Below are 21058 nucleotides of genomic sequence, written 5' to 3' on the forward strand. Positions count from 1 at the left end.
AGCGGTCTGGATGTCTCACCCTCCGCTCCCTCCGCTCCCTCCGCTCCCTCCGCTCCCTCCGCTCCCCCCGCTCCCCCCGCTCCCCCCGCTCCCCCCGCTCCCCCCGCTCCCTCCGCTCCCGGTCGCTCCCCACCTTAATTTTGTCCGGATCTGGCCATCTGCACCGCCGTACAATCCGATAGATTGACGAGCGCAGGAAAAATTATGGCAGACTTCAAAGACATTCAAGACCATTGGGCTAAATCTTGCATCGAAAAACTCGCCGATGCCGAGGTTCTCAGCGGCTACGAAGACGGAACCTTCAAACCCGACGCACTCGTAACCCGGGCGGAATTTGCGGCGATGCTGAACCGGGCCTTTCCCGATCGCGAATTCGTCCGGGAATCCGCCCAATTCGACGATGTAAAATCCGATTATTGGGCCCGCGACGCCATCACCACCGCCTACCGCCGGGGGTTTATGAGCGGCTATCAAGATAAAACCTTCAAACCCACCCAACCCATCCCCCGCGTCCAGGTGTTGGTCTCCCTCGCCAACGGCTTGAATTACGGCCCCACCCAAACCGTCTTCTACACCCTCGACGCCACCTTCGACGACGCCGAGGATATCCCCGACTACGCCAAAAATGCCGTCGCCGCCGCCGCGGAAAACGAGTTGGTGGTGAACTATCCCGACGTGCGATCGCTCGACCCCAACCAAGCCGCCACCCGGGCCGAAGTCGCCGCCTTTTTATCCCAGGCGTTATTGGCTGCCGACGAGGACCCCTCCGTACCCGACCAGTATATCGCGAAAGTGTTTTTCTATCACGAAACTGTGGGGGAATTGCGGGGCGTTTGGCTGACGAATATCGACAGCGACGTTCTCTTTTCGACGGACCAGCTCACCGGGGCGATCGACTCCCTCGCCGACCTCAATTTTAACACCCTCTATCCGACGATTTGGAATGGCGGTTACACCCTCTATCCCAGTTCGGTTTTGGAACGGGTGACGGGGGCGAAAATTCATCCCGAACCGGGATTGCAGAATCGGGATATGTTGCAGGAAATCGTCACCCGGGGTCAGGCAAAAGGGATGAGCGTCATTCCCTGGTTTGAATTCGGTTTCATGGCGCCCCAGGATTCCCTACTGATGAAAAGTCGGCCCACCTGGATTACCACCCGCAAAGATGGGATTCCATTCGTGAAGTCGGACGGCGAATTTCGGGTTTGGTTGAATCCCTTTCATCCCCAAGTCCAGCAATTTATTTTAGATTTGGTGGTGGAAGTGGTGAGCAATTATGATGTCGATGGCATCCAATTTGACGACCATTTCAGCTTGCCGGTCGAGTTGGGATATGATTCGTTTACCAAGTCCCTTTATATGCAAGAATACGGTAAAGTACCGCCGGCAGACCCCGAGGATGAAGAGTGGGTAAGCTGGCGAGCCCGCAAAATCACCGAATTTATGATGCGGGTGTTTTGGGTTGTCAAAGAGTACAATCCCGACTGCATTATTTCCCTCGCCCCCAATCCGGCATCTTTTGCTTACACCCAGTATCTTCAGGACTGGAAGCGGTGGAAACACTACGGATATATTGAGGAAGTAGTGTTGCAGGTGTATCGCGATAACCTCGCAGATTTTACGCGGGAATTGGAGGACAAGGAAGTTTTGGTATCCAAAGGTCTCATACCCACCGGTTTGGGAATTTTGACCGGATTGCAAGACAAACCTATCCCCCCGGAAATGGTTCGCAAACAGATAGAAATTGTCCGCGATCGCCGATTTGCCGGTTTCTCGTTCTTCTACTACGAAAGCTTGATGTCGATGCTCCAGGAAGAAACGGAAAAAACCGCGTTTCAAGCCCTACTGCCCACCTCGACAGAGCGGCCGTTTTTGGAGACTCAAGTCGCCTAGAAAGAATCGATGGTGGGGTGGGGGAAATTCATTCACCCCCCAGTGTATCAATAATCGACCATAAATGTATTCATGTCGGCATCCGATTTTGAAGGCGTTTCGGGTCGGTTTTCTGACGTTTTATTTTGCGGGGGATGAACGGCGGATTGGGTGGCGGATGGATCTCCCAATTGTTTGACATCCGCCTCGAGTTTTCCGAGTTGTCCCTCGATCGCGGACAGCCGTTGCTGAATCACTTCACTGCGATCTTGCAAGTCCGACAATTCCTGTTGCAGCCGCTTTTTTTCGACGGAGAGTTGATACAAGCTGCGGTAAATGCCGTCTTCGGATTTGCGGCGGGGAATCGCGCTGAGTTTGGGCTGAATTCGGCGCTGACGTCGATATTTCATAGTCGAGAATGGGGAATAGGAAATTGGAGTCGGCAACCGGAGACGGTTGCCCCCACATCTACATCCTACACCCGACCAACGGGAAATGATTGACGATCAATTATCAATTATCAATTATCAATTATTAATTGCCCAGCCGGTTGCGTTCCATCAGTTCGGCGATCGTCTGTTTCGGTTCGGGGTAAAATTGTCGCGTCTCCTCGGAATATTTCCAGGCGATCGCATCCGGATCTTTTTGGGAACTCCAGCGGCGGAATTCCGGCTGACGCTTCCGCCGACTCACCGTATTGGGGTGAACCTCGAACCGCTTCGCGAGTTCCGTCTGGTTGAGGGGGATAGGGGGCAGTTCCAACCGACGGCGGGGGGAATGGGGGAAGGATACCACATTCTCAGGTGTATCGCCCGATTGAGGGTCGGCGGTCTGGGTTGTAGCGATCGAGAAGGTATAGACAATACTGCCATCTTCCGTCACCTCGAACCGGGCGGAAAATTCCACCGCTCGGCGATCGAGGTAAGATTGCACTTCAGAACCGGGCAATTGGGTTTCCAGGGCCAAATCCAGCGGCGTGATGCGTCCCCCCCGTTCCCGGATCAGGCGGTAGAATACACCATCGAGGCGTTCTCGTCGGCGGCGGACAGACTGCCACAGCAGCCAAATTCCCGTCCCGGAGGCGATCGCCAAAATCAGTGGAAACGCCGTCCGCGTCAGCACCAGCAAAATAGCCACGCCCCCCAGGAGGGACAGATATTCCCCGCCCCGGCTCGAATTTTTGTTGTTTTCGGCGGAAATCTGACGATCGCTCATGATCTTCTCCAACAGTTTCGGAACTCGGTTTTCTCCTGTCCTTTCCGGCCACCCGCGAGGAGATCCCCGGAGATGCGATCGGGGCCTCGCCGTGAAATAATGATTAAAGCTATGTTACATTTCTTATCGGGGTACACAAGCGGGGGCTGCTATTCTGAGCATTTGGTGAGATTTTACTACTCATCTTCACCGAAACCCCGTTCTCCCCGAGCCAAAGACGACCGTTTCCCCGTTTGTGTGGGAGCCGTAGCCTCCCTACACTCCCAAAATCATCAATCAGACGGGGAGAGCCTGCGGAGCAGTCCGCGCGGGTGGTTATCACCTCCAGACGGCCCCGAAGCAGGCTTTGACCATCATCAGGCTTGACCTGTCTTTTGCGATCTGAGTGTCACGGCTCAGACCCCAACCCGAGACAGCAATTCATTTTTAGGAATTCTAGCTTCATGTTCTCCAAGGAAATCACCGAATCAAAAGCCTACAAGTGGTTTGATGAACGGCTGGAAGTCCAGGCGCTCGCCGACGACATTACCAGCAAATACGTCCCCCCCCACGTCAACATTTTCTACTGTTTGGGTGGCATCACCCTGGTCTGCTTCCTGATCCAGTTCGCCACCGGATTCGCGATGACGTTCTACTACAAGCCGACCGTCGCCGAAGCCTTCACCTCCGTCCAATACATCATGACGGAAGTCAATTTCGGTTGGCTGATCCGTTCCATCCACCGCTGGTCCGCCAGCATGATGGTGCTGATGATGATCCTGCACGTCTTCCGGGTTTACCTGACCGGCGGCTTCAAAAAGCCCCGGGAACTGACCTGGGTGACTGGGGTGGTCATGGCCGTGATCACCGTGTCCTTCGGCGTGACCGGATACTCCCTCCCCTGGGATCAGGTCGGTTACTGGGCGGTTAAGATCGTCTCCGGCGTCCCCGAGGCGATTCCCGTCGTCGGTTCCACCATCGTCGAACTGATGCGGGGCGGTGCGGCCGTCGGACAGCCCACCCTCAGCCGTTTCTACAGCCTGCACACCTTCGTCCTGCCCTGGCTGATCGCGGTGTTCATGCTGCTGCACTTCCTGATGATCCGCAAGCAGGGGATCTCCGGTCCCCTCTAAACCGCGTCCGACCTCAGACCGGAGGACGGGCGTAGCACTGGCTACACCCAATTGCGGCGGGTCGAAACCATAATGGATAATGGATCGACACGTTGTTTTAGCTCAAGTTAAGGAGAGCGATCGAAATCATGTCTGTCATGAAAAAACCGGATCTCAGCGACCCCGTCCTGAGAGCCAAAATTGCCAAAGGCATGGGCCACAACTACTACGGCGAACCCGCCTGGCCCAATGACCTGCTGTATGTTTTCCCCGTGGTGATCGTGGGGACCTTCGCCCTGATCGTCGGACTGGCCGTCCTCGATCCGGCGATGGTCGGCGAACCCGCCGATCCCTTCGCCACGCCGCTGGAAATTCTGCCGGAATGGTATTTCTGGCCGGTGTTCCAAATCCTGCGGGTGGTCCCCAACAAACTGCTGGGGGTTTTGATGATGGCTTCCATCCCCCTGGGGCTGCTGTTGGTTCCGTTCATCGAGAACGTCAACAAGTTCCAGAACCCCTTCCGCCGCCCCGTCGCGACCGCCGTGTTCATGTTCGGAACCTTCGTGACGCTGTGGCTGGGTATCGGGGCGACCTTCCCCATCGACAAGTCCCTCACCTTGGGCCTGTTCTAAGGGATATAGCGCTGCGCGCGGTCCTCGGCAGTCGGTATTAGGGAGTCGGGAACTGAAACTGCTTTTCTATAAGGGTTTGAAGATTTCTGATCCCATTTCAACTGTAACCACGCGAGCGCTCGTTGCTATAACCCCGCCAACTGAGCACCATCATCTTCTGATACCTGAAGGTTTCCTCGGATGCGTCGGACGATGCATCTGAGGAAACTTTACGGGTATAAATATTTATATACATTTGTTCATGCGGATGAGCGATCGCATTTGATGTAATGGGATCAGAATCGCCCGTATCGTCAGATTGAGAACTCACCTTGGACAAGACCACTCAGCGCAACCCTGATTTCGTCTGGTGCTTCCTCGAAATCTTCTCCCGGGAAGGAGGCATCCAGTCCTACGTCAAAGATATTTTTGCGGCCTACAATCATTTGGAGTCCGACGATCGCCCCCGGACGAGCGATGTGTTGCTGTTGCGGGATGGGGGGGACAGCGAGAATCCCTTCGAGTCGGAGTCTTTAAACTTTCACTATTTCCGATCTCCGTCACCCGCCATCGGACGGGTTCGCCTCGCCGCCACCCTCCTGAGACTGCTGATTGCCAAACGGCCCGCCCGGGTGTTCTGCGGCCACATCAACCTCGCCCACCTGACGCAAACCCTGTGTCAGCCTCTGGGCATCCCCTACACCGTCCTCACCTACGGGAAAGAAGTGTGGTATCCCCTGGCCCCCAAATACCAGAAAGCCCTGCAACAGGCTGACGAAATTTGGACGATCAGCCGCTACAGCCGCGATCGCGCCTGCTCCTCCAACGACCTCGACCCCGATCGCTTCCGAATGCTTCCCTGCATGGTGGACGGCGATCGCTTCACCCCCGGGCCCAAACCGCAGCACCTCGTCGATCGCTACGATCTCTCGGATAGCAAAGTCTTGATGACCGTCGCCCGCCTCTGGTCTGGGGATATCTACAAAGGCGTTGATGTCACCATCCGCGCCTTGCCAGGGATAGCACAAATCATTCCAAATGTCAAGTACCTGGTGATCGGCCGGGGGGACGACCAACCCCGCCTGGCCCGCCTCGCCGAAGACCTGGGGGTGAGCGATCGCGTCATTTTCGCCGGATTCGTCCCCACCGAAGACCTCCCCGACCACTACCGGGTGGCCGACGCCTACATCATGCCCTCACTCGAAGGATTCGGCATCGTCTACCTGGAAGCGATGGCCTGTGGCATCCCCGTCCTCTCCGGCGACGACGACGGATCGGCCGATCCCGTCCAGGACGGGCGGTTGGGCTGGCAAGTCCCCTACCGCGACCCCGAAGCCGTCGCCCGGGCTGGCATCGAAATCCTCAAAGGCGAAGACCAACGTTGTCAGGGAGACTGGTTGCGGGAACAAAGTTTAGCTATCTTCGGAAAAGCCGCCTTCCAACAGCGCGTCCGAGATTTCCTGGATCGCTCGGTAGTATCATAGAAAGAAGGATTGCCCAATCCAGCAGAGAAGGAGATTTTTGTGAACCCGGAACGGCCCACCCTACAATTCAACTGGTCGGGAATTAGCAATTGGTTGATTGCCCTGGCTATCATGGGGTTGCTTGCTTCAGTTGGTTTAGGCTGGCTGGTGAATTCAATTCTGATCCTGATCGGCATTCTGCTGCTGGCCCCCGTGGTTCTGCTCGTCGGGGTGCGGTGGTGGTTGAGCCGAAACCTGATTCAAGATCGCTGCCCGGTCTGCGATGCCGAATTTACGGCGCTCAATCAAACCCAATGCCAGTGTCCGAGTTGCGGCGAACCCATTCAGGTCGAACAGGGGCATTTTAGCCGCCTGACCCCACCCGGAACCATCGACATTCAGGCGGTGGATATTTCCGCCCAGGCTGCGGACGACGGTCGCCCCTAAAGTCCAACTCAAAATTGAGGAGTAGAGTTTCGTGTCTCAAGATCAACCAACCGTCCTCGTAACGGGGGGGGCGGGATACATCGGCTCCCACGCCGTCCTCGCCCTGCAACAGGCCGGTTACACTCCCATCGTCCTGGACAATTTAGTTTACGGGCATCGAGAGCTTGTCGATGAAGTCTTGAAGGTGGAACTGATCGAGGGAGATACCAACGATCGCGCCCTTTTAGACCGCTTGTTCGCCGGACGCCCCATCGATGCGGTCATGCACTTCGCCGCCTACGCCTACGTCGGAGAGTCCGTCACCACCCCCGACAAATATTATCGAAATAACGTCGTCGGCACCCTCACCCTCCTGGAGGCGATGAAAGATGCCGGCATCGACAAATTCGTCTTTTCCTCCACCTGCGCCACCTACGGCATCCCCGAAACCATCCCCATCCCGGAAGATCATCCCCAAAATCCCATCAATCCCTACGGGATGACGAAATTGATGGTGGAACACATTTTGTCCGATTTTGACCGGGCTTACCATCTGCGATCGGTCCGCTTCCGCTACTTCAACGCCGCCGGGGCCCATCCGGACGGGTTGCTCGGGGAAGATCACGACCCGGAAACCCACCTCATCCCCCTGACTTTGTTCGCCGCCCTGGGAAAACGGCACTCGATCTCCATTTTTGGCACCGACTACCCCACCCCGGACGGAACCTGCGTCCGAGATTACATCCACGTCCTCGACCTGGCCGATGCCCACGTTCTGGGGTTGAAGTACCTGTGGCAGGGGGGCAAAACGGAAGTGTTCAACCTGGGGAACGGCAGTGGGTTTTCCGTGCGAGAAGTGATCGATACCGCCCGGGAGGTGACGGGGCGGGAAATTAAAGCGGTGGAGTGCGATCGCCGCCCCGGAGATCCGCCCAGTTTGGTGGGCACCGCCGAAAAAGCCCGCCAGATTTTGGGCTGGACTCCCCAACACTCGGAACTGCGGGAAATTATCGCCCACGCTTGGCGGTGGCATCAGAAGCGCCACGGGAAATCATTGATAATTGATAATTGATAATTGATAATTGATAAAGCAATGAGCGCTCGTGTGGTGACAAATCGAGGGAACCACAAAAACTTAAAAACCTCGATTCAAAGAGGCTTTGAGTTGTCCCGACTCCCGACTCCCGATTCTCGACTCCCACGGGCAGCGCTATAATTGTCAATTTTTCATTTGCAATATCAGGCAATTGGCGATGCGGCGGGCGGCTCCGGGTTGTCCGAGGCGGTGGGGGCCGTTTTTGGCGATCGCCCGCAGTCGTTCCGGGTCGTTCAAGAGCGATCGCACCCTTTTCACGACATCGGCGGGGGTTTCTGCCACGAGCAAAGATGGGCCGAGCAGGCGACTTTGGGCCTCGGCAAAGGCCGGGGTGAATTGGGGTCCGGTTCCCGGAATTGCGATCGCCGGTTTCCCCAAACCGACAAACTGCTCCGTGGCCGTCCCTGCCATTGCGATCGCCACTTCTCCCCGGTGCAGGCAGTCGTTGAATCCGTCGCGGGTGAGAATAATGGTGGCATTGTCCCGGTTAAATTGTCGCTCCCCCCGGCTTCCCTTTAGTGGGATTTCCTGCCATCCCCGGTTCTCCAAAATTTGACAAAAGGGGTGTAATTCCAAACTCGGGGCGATCGCGGCCCAACCGCAGGGCTTCTCACCGTTGACAGCTAGGGCCTCCACGGCATCCGCAATTAACCCCCAATTCTCGTAGGCTTCCGGAGTTCGAGATCCCGGCAATAGGGTCAAATTCAAGGAAAATTGACCTGGGACTTCGGGAGCGATCGCCCCCTGCGGCTCCAAATTATCCATCATGGGGTTGCCCAGGTCGAAGGCCGGAATCCCCCACTTTTGCAGCGTCCGGGCCGTCAGCCCGTCCCGGGGAAATACTGCCCGACAGCGGGGATGAGCCATCAGCCACCGTTCCCAGGGCAAATACACTGAACCGGACCAACCCTCCCACTGCTGCGCCCAGGATTTTCGATCCAGTGGCCCGCGATCGTCCCGCAGGTAATATTCCGATTTCGCCGTCCCCACGAAGGCGTAGTCCGCCCCGCTCAACCAGGCCAGAGCCAGGGGGACGATATCTCCCACCGCCAATATGGCTCCCCCCTGTCGGGTCCAGCGGCGCACCGCCCGCACCTGGGCGCCGAGGAGTTGCAACAGTCCTCCCCGCAGGTCTCGCAGCAGTTGCCGTCCGTCCATGTAAACGAACCCGCCGGAGGGCATCTGCCGCACCGGTCCGACGACGGGGACCCCTTTCAGACGGGCGTAGGCCTTTCCCTCCCCCACCAACGGCAGGGCGGCGAGTCGGTGGCCGTCGTCCTGGAGATGTCGCAAAATCCGGACGGCGATCGCATCCTCCCCGTGACCGTTACTCAAACACAGCAATTTCAACATCATCCCCCACACCTGAGAGCCGCCGAAGTTTTATTGTGGCATACGCCGGTCTGCCGGAGTCCGGCAAGAAGTGGGGGATCTGCCGAAGTGGGGTTAATCGGGGGAAATCTAAAATCAGGGCGCAAGACGTGGCGCCGCTAGAATCTCAAATTCCCGACACCCGACACCCGACACCCGACACCCAAACAAAAGGTATACTGAGGATATTATTCCTCACCATATTTGTGGCGCTGTCCGGGTCAAGAAAACCGAAGCGATTGCCATGGCGCTTTCGGGTCGCCCGATTCATTTTAGGGGGAAAAGGGATGCAGATTTTAGCATCAGGGTGCAGTCAATATTGAGGATGAATTGATTTTCCGTCCGTTCCGAATCATCTCTACACCAGACCCCATCTTTTGCCGTCACCGAGATGTCCTGTGGTCGGACGAAACCGTCGCGAAGCCCGCGATCGCCGTCCCCAAAAGTGACGGTAATATCGAATCTAAAACATCCGTTTTTTTGAGTCCCGACCCAGCCAATGATTTGACATCGGATGTCCCGGAAAAACGGACGGAAAAATCGGCATTTTTATGGGTCTCATCTGTTGGGGAAACCGCCTCGGCGACCCTTCGATGTGAAAACTCACCGACGCACCCGGTCATCTCATTTACCCAGGAACGAGTATTTCGGAGAACGATATGATGAATGAGTCCCATCCGACGACTCAAAACGCCGCCGATATTTTAGTGGTCGATTCTCAGTTGGATGACATCCGGTTTCTGTCTCAACTGCTGCTCGATGCGGGCTACAAAGTCAGAAAAGCCCTGAGCGGAAAAATGGCGATGACCGCCATCGAGATGATTGTTCCGGATTTGATTTTGCTCTCAGTCAGTCTGTCCGATCTGCATCGCCACAATATTTTAAATGACCTCAATATCGTGCGCGAAACCTGTGGCATACCGGTAATTTTGTCGGGGACCATCGATCGCATCGTCGAAACCGGCGACCTTTTGCCCGACCGCCATTTGGACTACATTATCAAACCCTTTCGCCCCGAAGAAATTTTGGTGCGGGTCGCCAATCAACTCAAACTTTCCCGGGTTTATCGGGAAATGGCCGGCATCAATTGTCAGTTGCGGCGGCCCGCGGCCGACCGCCAAAAGGCCGAACGGGTTGCGGACCGAGTTCGCCGGCAACTGACTCCGCCGACCCGACAACTTCCCGACCCTTTTCAGTTTGATTTCCCCATGCGGTCTGAATGCCGGCGCGAATTTGACGAGGTTTTAAACCGGGAATGGCGGCGGGGAGCCCGGGAACAAATGCCGCTGTCACTGATTCTTTGCGAGATCGATTATTTTCAGGCGTACAATCATTTATACGGTTACGATAGTGTCAGTTGGTGTTTGGAACAGATCGCCCGAGCCATCGTAGCCCGAGCCAAACGTCCGGCCGACCGGGTGGCCTACTGCGGCCAGTCGGAGTTTGCCGTCATCCTACCCAACACCAACCACCGGGGGGCCGTGGAAGTGGCAAAAGCCATCCGATGGCAAATCCACCAACTGCAGATTCCCCACGAACGGGGGGTCGGTCGCCGGGTGACACTCAGCTTGGGTATCGCCAGCGCCATTCCGCAATTCGACCTGTTGCCGGATACAATTGTCGCCATCGCCGAGGAAGCCATCGAAGAGGCGCGGCATCGGGGGGGCGATCGCATCGGGTGCCAGGTCAATTGGAGATCAATCAACAATTAACAATTAATCATTAACAATTAACAATTAAAGATGGATGATGAGAGCTTTTTCTTTGTGATCGGTGTCTTCTCGGTTTCAGTGGCTTGTTTATGGTGGCGAGAAAGTAATTTGTTTGTTTGAAATATAATTGAAATTTGAGGAGGGTGAATTTTGGCTACGATCGAATCTGACGATCGCCCATCTATTTTCAAAGACTTCGCCCCGAAAAATTGGAGATCGGTTCTCGATCCGAGACCGGTCTTTCAACTCTCGTTTCGGACGGTGTGCATCTCCCTATTAGCCCTGGCGTGCGACGGGTCAGAACCCTTGCCGACCGGGCTTTCCGCCCACTCGGTTTTCCATCCCGGCGGTGCGGTGACTCCGGCGGCGACCCAAACCCCAGCGAACAATGGGCGAGGTATGATCCCGGCATCCGACAACCCGCGGCGGGCGATCGCGGTCGCTTTGGGAGGTTTAGGGGTGACAATTATCTCGGGAGGGATGGCATTTCGCCGCATCAAAAAAGTGCCGTCGATCTCACAGTATTTACATTTAAAATTCCGAAATGCCAGGGATATTTTACGGCGAAATAGCGCCCCGGAAACTGCGGCGGATCTGGGGCAAATGCTGACCGCGATCGCGGATCTGGCCGTGATGATCGACGTTCGAGACGGGCGAATTTTGGGCATCCCCGGCCGTCCCGCCGAAGCGATCGCCGGCCCCCTGCGAGACCGGATCGGGGATTCCATCGCCGCCATTTTTCCCCCCGAACAGGTCGAAGAATTCCGGCGACACGTCCGACAAACTCTGACGACCGGAGAGACGACCCGCCGACAATATTCGCTGGCGATCGCCGGAAAAAAATGCTGGTTCGAGGCTGCCCTCTCGCCCCTAATGGTCCACACCATCCTGTGGATCGGCCGGGAGATTACCGAACAGAAACGCCGGGAAAAAATGTTGCGGGCGATCGCGCGGGGGACGGCGATCCAAACCGGGGACCCATTCTTCGACACCGGCGTCCGGCACCTGGCAGAAGCCTTGGATGTCAGCCACGTTTTGATCGCGGAATGGGCGGGCGACACCCACAACCGCGTCCGCACCCTGGCCGTTTGGGAGGACGGCCACCGGGGAGATCATTTCGAGTACGATATCGCCGATACCCCCTGTCGGAAAGTCTTGGCTGGCGAAACTTATTTGGACTCCGAAACCGCCGGCGATCGCCATCCCCGCGACCCCAAATTAAAGCGCTGGAAAATTTGCGGCTATTGGGGGATGCCGCTCCTCGACGAAGCTGGCCGCACCCTCGGCCACCTGGCGGTCATGGATACCGGGCCGATCGAGTCGGACGAAATCGCCGCATCGGTTCTGAAAATTTTTGCAGCCCGGGCGGCGGCGGAACTGGAGCGGCGGGAGGCCGAAAACGGCCTGTCTTCGGAAGTCGAAATGAACTGCCTGCTCAACATTATCGCCCGGGATTTTATCGACCGTCCGGCCGACGAAGCCACCCAATTTGCCCTGCGGACCCTCGCCGAATTTACGGACAGCGATCGCGGCTACTGGGTGACGTACAGCGCCGACCAAACCGAATTTTACATGACCCACTATTGGTGTAGCTCCGGCGCGGCCCCCCCGGCGGAGCCGACGCGAAAAGGGACCGTCTCTCCGGAATCTTGGCCCCACGACCGCCTGCTGCGGGGACAGACGGTGGAAATCTCCGATGCGGAAACCCTGCCCGCCCCGGCGAGGCGGGAACTGGGGCAGTTTCTCTCGGGGAGCGTCCGCGCGGTAGTCCTCGTCCCCACCTTCCACCACAACCGCATCGTCGGATTTATGGGGTTCGACGTCGCCTGCGACCCCAAACCCTGGAGCCTCGGGGAGATGAGCTGGCTCCGGCAGGTGGGGAACACCATCGCCCTCGGACGAGCCCGGGGGGATGCCGAAAACGCCCTCCGGCAGGCCAAAGAAGCCGCCGAAGTCGCCAACCGCTCCAAGGGCGAATTTCTCGCCCGCATGACCCACGACCTGCGGACGCCGCTGAACGTGATTTTGGGGTTTGCCGAACTCCTGCTCGACGACGCCGCCCTGCAGCGGCCCCACCGCGACAACCTGAAACGCATTTACCGCAGCGGCCAGTATTTGCTCGAACTCATCGACAACGTTTTGGAGATGTCCCGCCTCGAATCCGGCCGCACCCCCATCAACACGAGCCGTTTCGACCTGTTCGAGCTGCTCGACTCCCTGCGACAGATGCTGCAACTCTCGGCCGAATCCAAAGGTTTGGAACTGGCGTTCGAGATCGGCCCGGATGTGCCCCGGTACGTCACGGGCGATCGCGCCAAACTGCACCAAGTCTTGATCAATTTGCTCGAAAACGGCATCAAATTTGCCGCATCCGGCCGCGTCACCCTGGGCGTGGGCCGCGAACCCCCCGATTTCCTGCGGTTTGAAGTGGAAGATACCGGCCCCGGCATCGCCCCCGAAGAATTGGACCGGCTGTTCGAGCCCTTCGTGCAGACCGCCGCGGGCCGCCAATCCCAGCGGGGGACGGGGTTGGGTCTGTGTATCAGCCACAAATTCGTGCAGATGATGGGGGGAAAACTGGAAGTCCGCAGCCGACCGGGGGCGGGGAGCGTGTTTGGGTTCACCCTGCCGGCGGGGTCCGAGAGTCCCGAACCGGTGGCGTTGGGCGACCCGCAGGGGCGGGGATCAATTGTGGGTTTAGTCCCGACGGGGGGGCGGGTGCCCCGGATTTTGGTGGTCGATGACCGCCCGGAAAACCGCCAGTTGATCGTCCGATTTCTCGACCCCTTCGGATTTGACGTGCGGGAGGCACAGAACGGTAAAGAGGCGATCGCGGTCTGGGAAGACTGGCGGCCCGAGCTGATCCTGATGGACCTGCGGATGCCGGTGATGGACGGGTACGAGGCGACCCGCCGCATCCGCGCCGCGGCCCGGACTCCCGATTCCCCCGCGATTCTGGCCGTGACGGCTGGTGCTTCCGAGTCGGAACGGTCTATTATCAAATTGGCGGGCTGCAACGGTATTCTCCTCAAACCTATTCGTCAACACTCGCTGTTGGAGAATCTCGGTCAATATTTGGGTGTTCGGTATCTCCGTTCTGGCTCGACAATAAAAGTTCCGGGGTCTAATTCATCTTCCCAGTTGGCCGATTTCAACGCCCTCCAATCCCAGATGCGATCGCTGTCTCCGACGTGGGTCGCCCAACTCTACGACGCGGCCAGCCGCGTCGATGACGATCGCATTTTCGAGCTGATCGCCGCAGTACCCGAAGGGTGCGGCACTCTGGCCGCGGCGATCGAGGATTGGGTCCGCAATTTCCGCTGTGACCGCATTATCGATCTGATCGAACAAATTCCCGATGCCGAAAGCCAATATCCTCGTCGTTGATGATACGCCTGAAAATCTCCACCTTCTATCGACCGCCCTCACGGCTCGGGGGTACGATGTCCGCTGCGTGGTGAACGGACAGATGGCGCTGCGGGTCGCCCACCTCGCCCCGCCGGACCTGATTTTACTCGACATCAAAATGCCCCAGATGGACGGCTACGAGGTCTGCGAACGCCTGAAAGCGGACCGGTCTACCTCGGAGATCCCGGTGATTTTTTTGAGCGCCTTGGACGACGTGGAAGAGAAGGTGAAAGCTTTCCGGGTGGGGGGGATGGATTACATCTGCAAGCCGTTTCAATTTGAGGAGGTGGTGACTCGCATCGAACACCAACTTAATTTGTTGAGGGCGAAGGCGGAAATTCGGACTCTGAATGAGGAATTGGAACGGCGGGTCCGCGATCGCACCGCCGAATTGGAGCGGGAAATCGTCCGCCGCCAGCAGGCCCAGGCGGAGCTGGAGTCCACCAACCGGGTGCTCAAAATTGAAATTCTCAAGCGCAGGCGGACTCAGAAAAAATTGCTGCACATGGCCTGGCACGACACCCTCACCGACTTGCCGAACCGGGCGCTGTTCATGAAGAAACTGACCCAGGCCCTAGACCGCGCCCAAAAATGCCCCGAACGTCAATTTGCAGTTTTGTTCCTCGACTGCGATCGCTTCAAGGTGGTCAACGATTCTCTCGGCCATTTTGTGGGGGACGCCCTCCTGGTCGCCGTCGCCGACCGGCTGCGGTCCTGCATCCCTTCATCCCACACCGTCGCCCGCCTGGGAGGGGACGAATTTACCATTTTATTGGAGTCGATTCAAAGCCCAGATGAGATGGTGACAATTGCCGATTTAATTTTAAATCAACTCGGTGCCCCTTTTGATCTGTTGGATCAGTACGAAGTGTTTATCAATGCCAGCATCGGCATCGTTTTGGGGGGGGCGAACTATCAAAAGCCCGAACATATTTTGCGCGATGCGGACACGGCGATGTATCGGGCGAAAGATCTGGGAAAAGCTCGCCATCAGATCTTCGATACCACTATGCACGCCCAAGCCCAAAAACGTTTGGCTTTGGAAATGGATTTGCGGCGGGCGATCGAGAATCGGGAGTTCGTTTTGAACTACCAGCCGATCGTGTCGCTGCGCTCCGGAAAGGTGGCGGGGTTTGAGGCGCTGATCCGGTGGATACACCCCGATCTTGGCTTGATTTATCCCGGCGATTTCATCCCCGTTGCCGAAGAGACGGGATTGATTATTCCCCTGGGGCTTTGGGTGTGGAAAGAAGCCTGTAGGCAGCTCCGAGTTTGGAAAGAAAAATACCGACAAGACTGGCATTACACCTTGAGCGTCAACCTGTCTGTGAAGCAGTTTTCCCAGCCCGATCTTTTGGATTGCTTGCAGGAGGTACTGCTCCGGGAGGGGTTGGACGGCACGAATTTGAGGCTGGAAATTACCGAAAGTGCCGTCATGGACAACGCCTACCAAGCGATCGCAATTTTGAATCAACTCAAAGCCCTGAAAGTGAAGTTGAGCATCGACGATTTCGGCACGGGCTATTCTTCTTTGAGTTACCTGCAACATCTCCCCGTCGATACCCTCAAAATCGACCGATCTTTCGTCCATAAAATTGGCGAAAAATCTGACAACTTTAAAATTGTCGCCGCTATCGTCACCCTGGCGCACAACCTGGGCATGGGGGCGATCGCCGAGGGGATCGAAACCCCGCAGCAGCTCGCCCACCTGCGATCGCTGGGCTGCGAATTCGGACAGGGGTTTTTATTCTCTAAATCCCTCGACGCCGGGGAGGTGGAAGCCCTGATCGCGCGATCGCCGCAATGGTGAGTTAAAATTGCGGGAATGACCCCAATTTTCCCCGGGGGACAATGGCAACTATGAACGATAACTTATCACCCCACAAAACGGCGGTTTATTTTCCGATTATTTCGGGTTTTATTGCCCTAATTTTCTGCGGTTTTTTTATCCTGGCTGGTTCTGCCCAAGAAAGCCCGACTTATGAAGCGATGCCGGGAGGCGATATCCCCCGTAAAGAAGACCCCCAACCCAAGTTCCATCGCCGCTCTGACCCGCCCCCCGAACCGCCACGGCGATCGCGATCGGGGGGGTGGATCTTCGCTGCCATTTTGCTGTCGGGCGGGGGCATCGGCGGCGGGTATTTATTCCGTATTAACCGGGAGCTACAACTCAAAAATCGACAGCTCGAAAGTCGCATTTTTCAGAGTCAAAAAGAGTTGACGGAGGCCAATTCTAAACTCAAAACCAACCTGGTCAAACTCAAAAAATGTGGTCGGCGGTTGAAGTGGGAAATCGTCGAACGCAAGCGGGCGGAGGCGGCCCTGAAAGCCGCCAACCAAGAGCGGGAACTCCTCGAAGAACTCAGCCAAATTGCCAAAGTCCGGCAGATGGACGATCGCGTGAAGCTCGAAACCCACAAAATCGCCCTGGAAAAGGCGAACGAACGGCTGCAACGGGAAATTCAAGAGCGCCGCAAAGCGGAAGAGGCCGCGGCGGCGGCTAACCGCGCCAAAAGTCTGTTTCTCGCCAACATGAATCACGAACTGCGGACGCCGCTCAACGCCATTTTGGGGTTCGCCCAACTGATGTCCCGCGACCCGGAAATTTCCCGGCAAAATCGGGAATATCTCGACATCATCTGCCGGAGCGGCGAACATTTGCTGACCCTGATCAACGACGTTTTGGAAGTCTCCAAAATCGAGGCGGGGGTGATTTCCCTCAACCCCGTCGCCTTTGACCTCTACGCCCTCCTCAACTCCCTCGAACAACTGTTTCAACTGAAGGCGAAATCCGCCGGATTGGTGCTGCGGGTGCGGCGGGATTCCGACCTGCCCCGATACCTGAAAGCGGACGAAGGCAAACTGCGGCAAATTTTGATCAATTTACTCGGAAATGCGATCAAATTTACCGAAGCCGGGACCGTCACCCTGCGGGTCGCCGCCGGGACGGGGGACGCGCTCTATTGCGAAGTGGAGGACACCGGACCGGGGATCGCCCCCGAAGACTTCGACCGCCTGTTCGAGCCCTTTTCCCAGACGGAAACCGGGCGGCGATCGGGGCAGGGCACGGGTTTGGGCCTGTCCATCGGCCGCCGGTACGTCGAACTGATGGGGGGGGAAATGACGGTCCGCAGCCAGTTGGGGCGGGGGACGACGTTCGCGTTTCACGTCCGGTTTGCCCCGGTATCGGCCGACGAGATCCGGGCGACTGCGCCGATCCCCCGGCCCGTCGCCCTGGCTCCCGGCCAGCCCGCCTACCGCATCCTCGTGGTCGAGGACGAGCGGGAAAATCGCCTGCTGTTGCAGAAATTGCTGACCCTGATCGGGTTCGAGGTGCGGACGGCGGAAAATGGCCGGGACGGGGTGCTCGAATGGCGGCGTTGGCAGCCCCATTTGATTTTGATGGACATCCGGATGCCGGTGACGGACGGCTGCGAAGCCGCCCGGCAAATTCGAGGCCTGGAGAAGAAACGGCAGAAACGGCGGCGGACCCCCATCGTCGCGTTCACTTCCAACGCCCTGGAGGAGGAGCGATCGGCGATTTTGGCGGCCGGGTGCGACGATTTCATCAGCAAGCCATTTCGGGAAGACATTTTGTTGGAAAAGATGAGAGAATATCTGGGGTCCGAGGATATCTACGAAAGGGTCTGCCCTGCCGCGATTCAGTCCCAGTTCGCGCAGCAGGAGCCGACGCGGACAGATCTGAACGTGATGCCGAAAGATTGGGTTGCTCAACTCCACCAGGCCGCCAGGGGCGCCGACGACGAACTGATGCTCAATTTGATCCGCCAGATTCCGGAAACTGAGCGTCGGCTGGCGAATTCCCTGACCGAATTGGTCCTGAATTTTCGCTGCGATCGCATCATGAGTTTGTCGGAAACCCGAGCTCCCGTTCGGGACTGAGTTCCCCGACTTTCCGCCCGTCGCAACTTAAAATCGATCGCCTATAATTGACCCGAGCCCTTTTACTTTTTCCATCCCTCGCCCTTTCTTATCCCACCCATCTGTCAATTTCTATGAACAATAGTTTGACCGCTTTTCCCCCTGCCAATATTCTGGTGGTTGACGACACGCCGAACAACCTCCGCTTTCTCTCTAATACCCTGAAACAGCAGGGGTACAAGGTGCGGGGTGTCGTGGATGGGAAAATGGCTTTGATCGTCGCCAAAACAGCCCTGCCCGACATCATTTTGCTGGATATAAAAATGCCGAATATGGACGGTTACGAGGTCTGCGAACACCTGAAAGCCGCCCCGGAAACCCGGGAAATTCCGGTGATTTTTTTGAGCGCGCTCAATCAGGCGGCGGACAAGGTGAAGGCGTTTGCGGTGGGGGGCGTGGATTATATCGGCAAACCGTTTCAGGTGGAAGAAGTGCTGGCCCGGGTCAAAAATCAACTCAATTTACTCGCGGCGCGATCGCAGATTGTCCGCCTCAACGAAGAACTCGAATTGCGCGTCAAAGAGCGCACCTCCCAACTCGAGGAGAGCAATCGAAAGTTGCAACAAGAAGTTCTGGAACGGCAGCACGCCCAGCAAAAATTGCTGTTCATGGCTTGGCACGACCACCTGACGGGGCTGGCGAATCGGGCGCTGTTCATGACCAGGCTCAACCAATCCCTCGCCCGGGTCAAACGGGAATCGAACTATCAGTTTGCGATGTTATTCTTGGATTTAAACCGCTTCCGGGTGATCAACAATTCCTTGGGACACCTGATGGGAGACGAACTCCTGGTCGCGATCGCCAAACGGTTGGGTCCCTGCGTCAAATCCTCCCACCTGCTGGCCCGGTTGGGGGGGGACGAATTCACGATTTTATTGGAGGAAATCGATAACCTCGACGAGGCGATCGCCCTGGCGGAACGGATTCAAAAAAAACTCGACATTTCATTTAAAATTGCCGGCCAGTACGAGGTATTTATCAATGCCAGCATCGGCATCGTTTTGGCGAATGACACCTACGACAAACCCGAACAGATTTTGCGGGACGCGGATACGGCGATGTATTGGGCGAAGGACTCCGACCGCCGCACCTGCTACCAAGTCTTCGACCAGACCATGCACGCCAAAGCCCTGACCCGACTCCAGGTCGAAACGGACCTGCGGCTGGCGATCGAAAATCAGGGGTTGATGCTGTACTACCAGCCCATCGTCTCTCTGAAAACCGGGAAGCTGGCCGGTTTCGAGGCCCTCGTCCGCTGGCGACACCCCACCCGGGGGGTGATTTCCCCCGGCCATTTCATTCCGGTGGCCGAGGAGACGGGGCTGATCGTCCCGATGGGACTGTGGGTGTTGCGGGAAGCCTGCCGCCAACTGCGGGAGTGGCAGCGACAGCGGCTCGGGGCCGACGACACCCTGACGTTGAGCGTCAATTTGTCCGTGAAGCAGTTTTCCCAACCGCAACTGGTGGAAACCGTCGATCGCATCCTCGCGGAAACGGAACTCGACGGCTCTCACCTGAAGTTGGAAATCACCGAAAGCGCCATCGTGGACAACGCCGAAATCGCGATCGCCATCCTCGAACAGCTCAAAGCTCGCCAGGTGCAGTTGAGCATCGATGACTTCGGGACCGGCTATTCGTCCCTGAGCTACTTACAACAGTTCCCCGTGGACACGCTGAAAATCGACCGCGCCTTCGTCAGCCGCATCGGACGCACCGACGAAGATCTGAAAATTCTCCGGGCGATCGTCACCCTCGCCCACTCTCTCGGGATGCGGGCGATCGCGGAGGGCATCGAAACTCCCCAACAACTGGCCCATCTCCAGAAATTGGGATGTGAATTCGGCCAGGGATACTTTTTCGCCCGCCCCCTTGACATCGAATCCGCCAAGGAACTCATCGCCGCCCAACCCTGTTGGTATAGCAACGGACTCCAACGGTTAGGACATTGCGATCTGTAGAAACGGAGTCAGTCGTCGGAAGATCTGTCCTAACCGCCTTGGCGGTTGCTATAACTGATGCGGCGGCGCGGAGCGACTCAACTGGAGGTATCTACGGTTTCGCTCTCGCCGTCCTCATTTCTCCCCTCGTAGCCCGTCTGGGCGACGATCGAGCTCTCATTTCTGACTCGATTCAAGGACGACGATTGGGCAGATTCGACCGCGCCAAAATCAGCAGACAATAACAATCCACAGCTCGTAGAGGCGACCAGCCCGAGCATGACAGCAATTTTTTTCATCTTAGATGTACCCTGATTCGGAATCCGCCCGAGTTGGGATGGGGTCGGGCAACCCAAAATGGGTGATTGCAATCACCCACTCCGAAGCAAAAGATCGGCGTTTCAAAGGATTGACCGGGAAGCATTCCCGAATCACAAATATCCGACAAATTTTTGCTTCGACCTACTTTTATATCTTCGGACAAACTGACGGATTTGGGGAGCGGGTTTTAACCCATCAGGACCTTCATCCGTCATGGGTATTACCACCGACAATCGCGGCGAACCGGCGTCAAATTTCGGAAAATTGTCGCGAAAATAAGGTTGAGAAACGGTCACATTGTCAATCGTAGAAATTGAGGGTGCGATCGCGCATTTGAACCGGTTCCAACTCTATTCCAGCTTACCGCAATACCCGGGTGTCCGACCAGGAAGCTGCCAAAACTTTCGGCACCGAAACCCGAGTGCGGACTCCCACGCCGTGATCGTCCCGATCTCCATCTCACTTAGGATGTAAGAGAACGGGAGGCGATCCGAAGCGCGATCGCTGCGGATTTTGGCCCGCTCCCGTTGGGGTATTCAAGATTGACAGGATTTTCGCTCGGTTCCGATCGCTCATCTGGGGAGGCTCTACAC

General features: G+C 57.0%; 16 protein-coding genes. 12 read left to right on the top strand and 4 right to left on the bottom strand.

Annotated features, from left to right (window positions below; all coding sequences use genetic code 11):
* Together AC0QHF_RS06165 and AC0QHF_RS06170 are read left to right on the top strand one after the other, a co-directional pair.
* A partial coding sequence (locus AC0QHF_RS06165; RefSeq protein ID WP_324703315.1) for a hypothetical protein occupies positions 1–182 on the top strand: 182 nt, incomplete at its 5' end.
* Positions 183–204: 22 nt separating this feature from the next.
* Positions 205–1893, top strand: a complete 1689-nt coding sequence (locus AC0QHF_RS06170) for a glycoside hydrolase family 10-like protein (protein WP_324703316.1) — start codon at positions 205–207, stop codon at positions 1891–1893.
* A gap of 47 nt (positions 1894–1940) precedes the next feature.
* Here the strand turns inward: AC0QHF_RS06170 and AC0QHF_RS06175 are convergent, their stop codons facing one another.
* Both AC0QHF_RS06175 and AC0QHF_RS06180 read right to left on the bottom strand, forming a co-directional pair.
* On the bottom strand, positions 1941–2282 hold the full coding sequence (locus AC0QHF_RS06175; RefSeq protein ID WP_324703317.1) for a sugar ABC transporter ATP-binding protein: 342 nt from the start codon (positions 2280–2282) through the stop codon (positions 1941–1943).
* Positions 2283–2406: 124 nt separating this feature from the next.
* A complete protein-coding gene (locus AC0QHF_RS06180; RefSeq protein WP_324703318.1) occupies positions 2407–3087 on the bottom strand; it encodes a hypothetical protein in 681 nt (226 codons plus the stop codon).
* 443 nt (positions 3088–3530) lie between these two features.
* Between AC0QHF_RS06180 and petB the strand changes: the two genes are divergently transcribed.
* The 5 genes from petB to galE all read left to right on the top strand — a co-directional run bounded on the left by petB (position 3531) and on the right by galE (position 7750).
* Positions 3531–4199, top strand: a complete 669-nt coding sequence (gene petB / locus AC0QHF_RS06185; RefSeq protein ID WP_324703319.1) for a cytochrome b6 — start codon at positions 3531–3533, stop codon at positions 4197–4199.
* A gap of 128 nt (positions 4200–4327) precedes the next feature.
* Positions 4328–4810, top strand: a complete 483-nt coding sequence (gene petD / locus AC0QHF_RS06190) for a cytochrome b6-f complex subunit IV (RefSeq protein WP_324703320.1) — start codon at positions 4328–4330, stop codon at positions 4808–4810.
* Between the two features lie 311 nt (positions 4811–5121).
* Positions 5122–6273 carry a glycosyltransferase gene (locus AC0QHF_RS06195; RefSeq protein WP_324703321.1) on the top strand — a complete coding sequence of 384 codons (1152 nt, stop codon included), beginning with the start codon at positions 5122–5124 and terminating at the stop codon, positions 6271–6273.
* Positions 6274–6312: 39 nt separating this feature from the next.
* Positions 6313–6699 carry a hypothetical protein gene (locus AC0QHF_RS06200; RefSeq protein WP_324703322.1) on the top strand — a complete coding sequence of 129 codons (387 nt, stop codon included), beginning with the start codon at positions 6313–6315 and terminating at the stop codon, positions 6697–6699.
* Between the two features lie 31 nt (positions 6700–6730).
* Entirely contained in the window at positions 6731–7750 is a 1020-nt protein-coding gene (gene galE, locus AC0QHF_RS06205; protein WP_324703323.1) for a UDP-glucose 4-epimerase GalE, read from the top strand.
* Positions 7751–7897: 147 nt separating this feature from the next.
* Here the strand turns inward: galE and AC0QHF_RS06210 are convergent, their stop codons facing one another.
* On the bottom strand, positions 7898–9124 hold the full coding sequence (locus AC0QHF_RS06210; RefSeq protein ID WP_324703335.1) for a lipid-A-disaccharide synthase-related protein: 1227 nt from the start codon (positions 9122–9124) through the stop codon (positions 7898–7900).
* A gap of 680 nt (positions 9125–9804) precedes the next feature.
* Here AC0QHF_RS06210 and AC0QHF_RS06215 point away from each other — a divergent pair.
* From AC0QHF_RS06215 to AC0QHF_RS06235, 5 genes are all read left to right on the top strand, one after another.
* Positions 9805–10857 (top strand): diguanylate cyclase domain-containing protein, encoded by a 1053-nt coding sequence (locus AC0QHF_RS06215; RefSeq protein ID WP_324703324.1) that lies wholly within the window; start codon positions 9805–9807, stop codon positions 10855–10857.
* Between the two features lie 150 nt (positions 10858–11007).
* Positions 11008–14244 carry an ATP-binding protein gene (locus AC0QHF_RS06220; RefSeq protein WP_324703325.1) on the top strand — a complete coding sequence of 1079 codons (3237 nt, stop codon included), beginning with the start codon at positions 11008–11010 and terminating at the stop codon, positions 14242–14244.
* A complete protein-coding gene (locus tag AC0QHF_RS06225; RefSeq protein ID WP_324703326.1) occupies positions 14216–16075 on the top strand; it encodes a two-component system response regulator in 1860 nt (619 codons plus the stop codon). The genes AC0QHF_RS06220 and AC0QHF_RS06225 overlap by 29 nt, the downstream gene beginning before the upstream one ends.
* A gap of 50 nt (positions 16076–16125) precedes the next feature.
* Positions 16126–18168 carry a hybrid sensor histidine kinase/response regulator gene (locus tag AC0QHF_RS06230; protein ID WP_324703327.1) on the top strand — a complete coding sequence of 681 codons (2043 nt, stop codon included), beginning with the start codon at positions 16126–16128 and terminating at the stop codon, positions 18166–18168.
* Between the two features lie 113 nt (positions 18169–18281).
* Positions 18282–20165 carry a two-component system response regulator gene (locus tag AC0QHF_RS06235; protein ID WP_324703328.1) on the top strand — a complete coding sequence of 628 codons (1884 nt, stop codon included), beginning with the start codon at positions 18282–18284 and terminating at the stop codon, positions 20163–20165.
* 77 nt (positions 20166–20242) lie between these two features.
* Here AC0QHF_RS06235 and AC0QHF_RS06240 read toward each other — a convergent pair whose 3' ends face one another.
* A complete protein-coding gene (locus AC0QHF_RS06240) occupies positions 20243–20443 on the bottom strand; it encodes a hypothetical protein (RefSeq protein ID WP_324703329.1) in 201 nt (66 codons plus the stop codon).
* Between the last annotated feature and the right edge of the window lie 615 nt (positions 20444–21058).

Source organism: Lyngbya sp. CCY1209 (assembly GCF_055795065.1).

Bases quoted from the DNA above. Each gene is read 5' to 3' on its own strand.
- AC0QHF_RS06170 (WP_324703316.1), top strand. From the start codon at position 205: ATGGCAGACTTCAAAGACATTCAAGACCATTGGGCTAAATCTTGCATC.
- AC0QHF_RS06175 (WP_324703317.1), bottom strand. From the start codon at position 2,282: ATGAAATATCGACGTCAGCGCCGAATTCAGCCCAAACTCAGCGCGATT.
- AC0QHF_RS06180 (WP_324703318.1), bottom strand. From the start codon at position 3,087: ATGAGCGATCGTCAGATTTCCGCCGAAAACAACAAAAATTCGAGCCGG.
- petB (WP_324703319.1), top strand. From the start codon at position 3,531: ATGTTCTCCAAGGAAATCACCGAATCAAAAGCCTACAAGTGGTTTGAT.
- petD (WP_324703320.1), top strand. From the start codon at position 4,328: ATGTCTGTCATGAAAAAACCGGATCTCAGCGACCCCGTCCTGAGAGCC.
- AC0QHF_RS06215 (WP_324703324.1), top strand. From the start codon at position 9,805: ATGATGAATGAGTCCCATCCGACGACTCAAAACGCCGCCGATATTTTA.
- AC0QHF_RS06225 (WP_324703326.1), top strand. From the start codon at position 14,216: ATGCCGAAAGCCAATATCCTCGTCGTTGATGATACGCCTGAAAATCTC.
- AC0QHF_RS06230 (WP_324703327.1), top strand. From the start codon at position 16,126: ATGAACGATAACTTATCACCCCACAAAACGGCGGTTTATTTTCCGATT.
- AC0QHF_RS06235 (WP_324703328.1), top strand. From the start codon at position 18,282: ATGAACAATAGTTTGACCGCTTTTCCCCCTGCCAATATTCTGGTGGTT.
- AC0QHF_RS06240 (WP_324703329.1), bottom strand. From the start codon at position 20,443: ATGAAAAAAATTGCTGTCATGCTCGGGCTGGTCGCCTCTACGAGCTGT.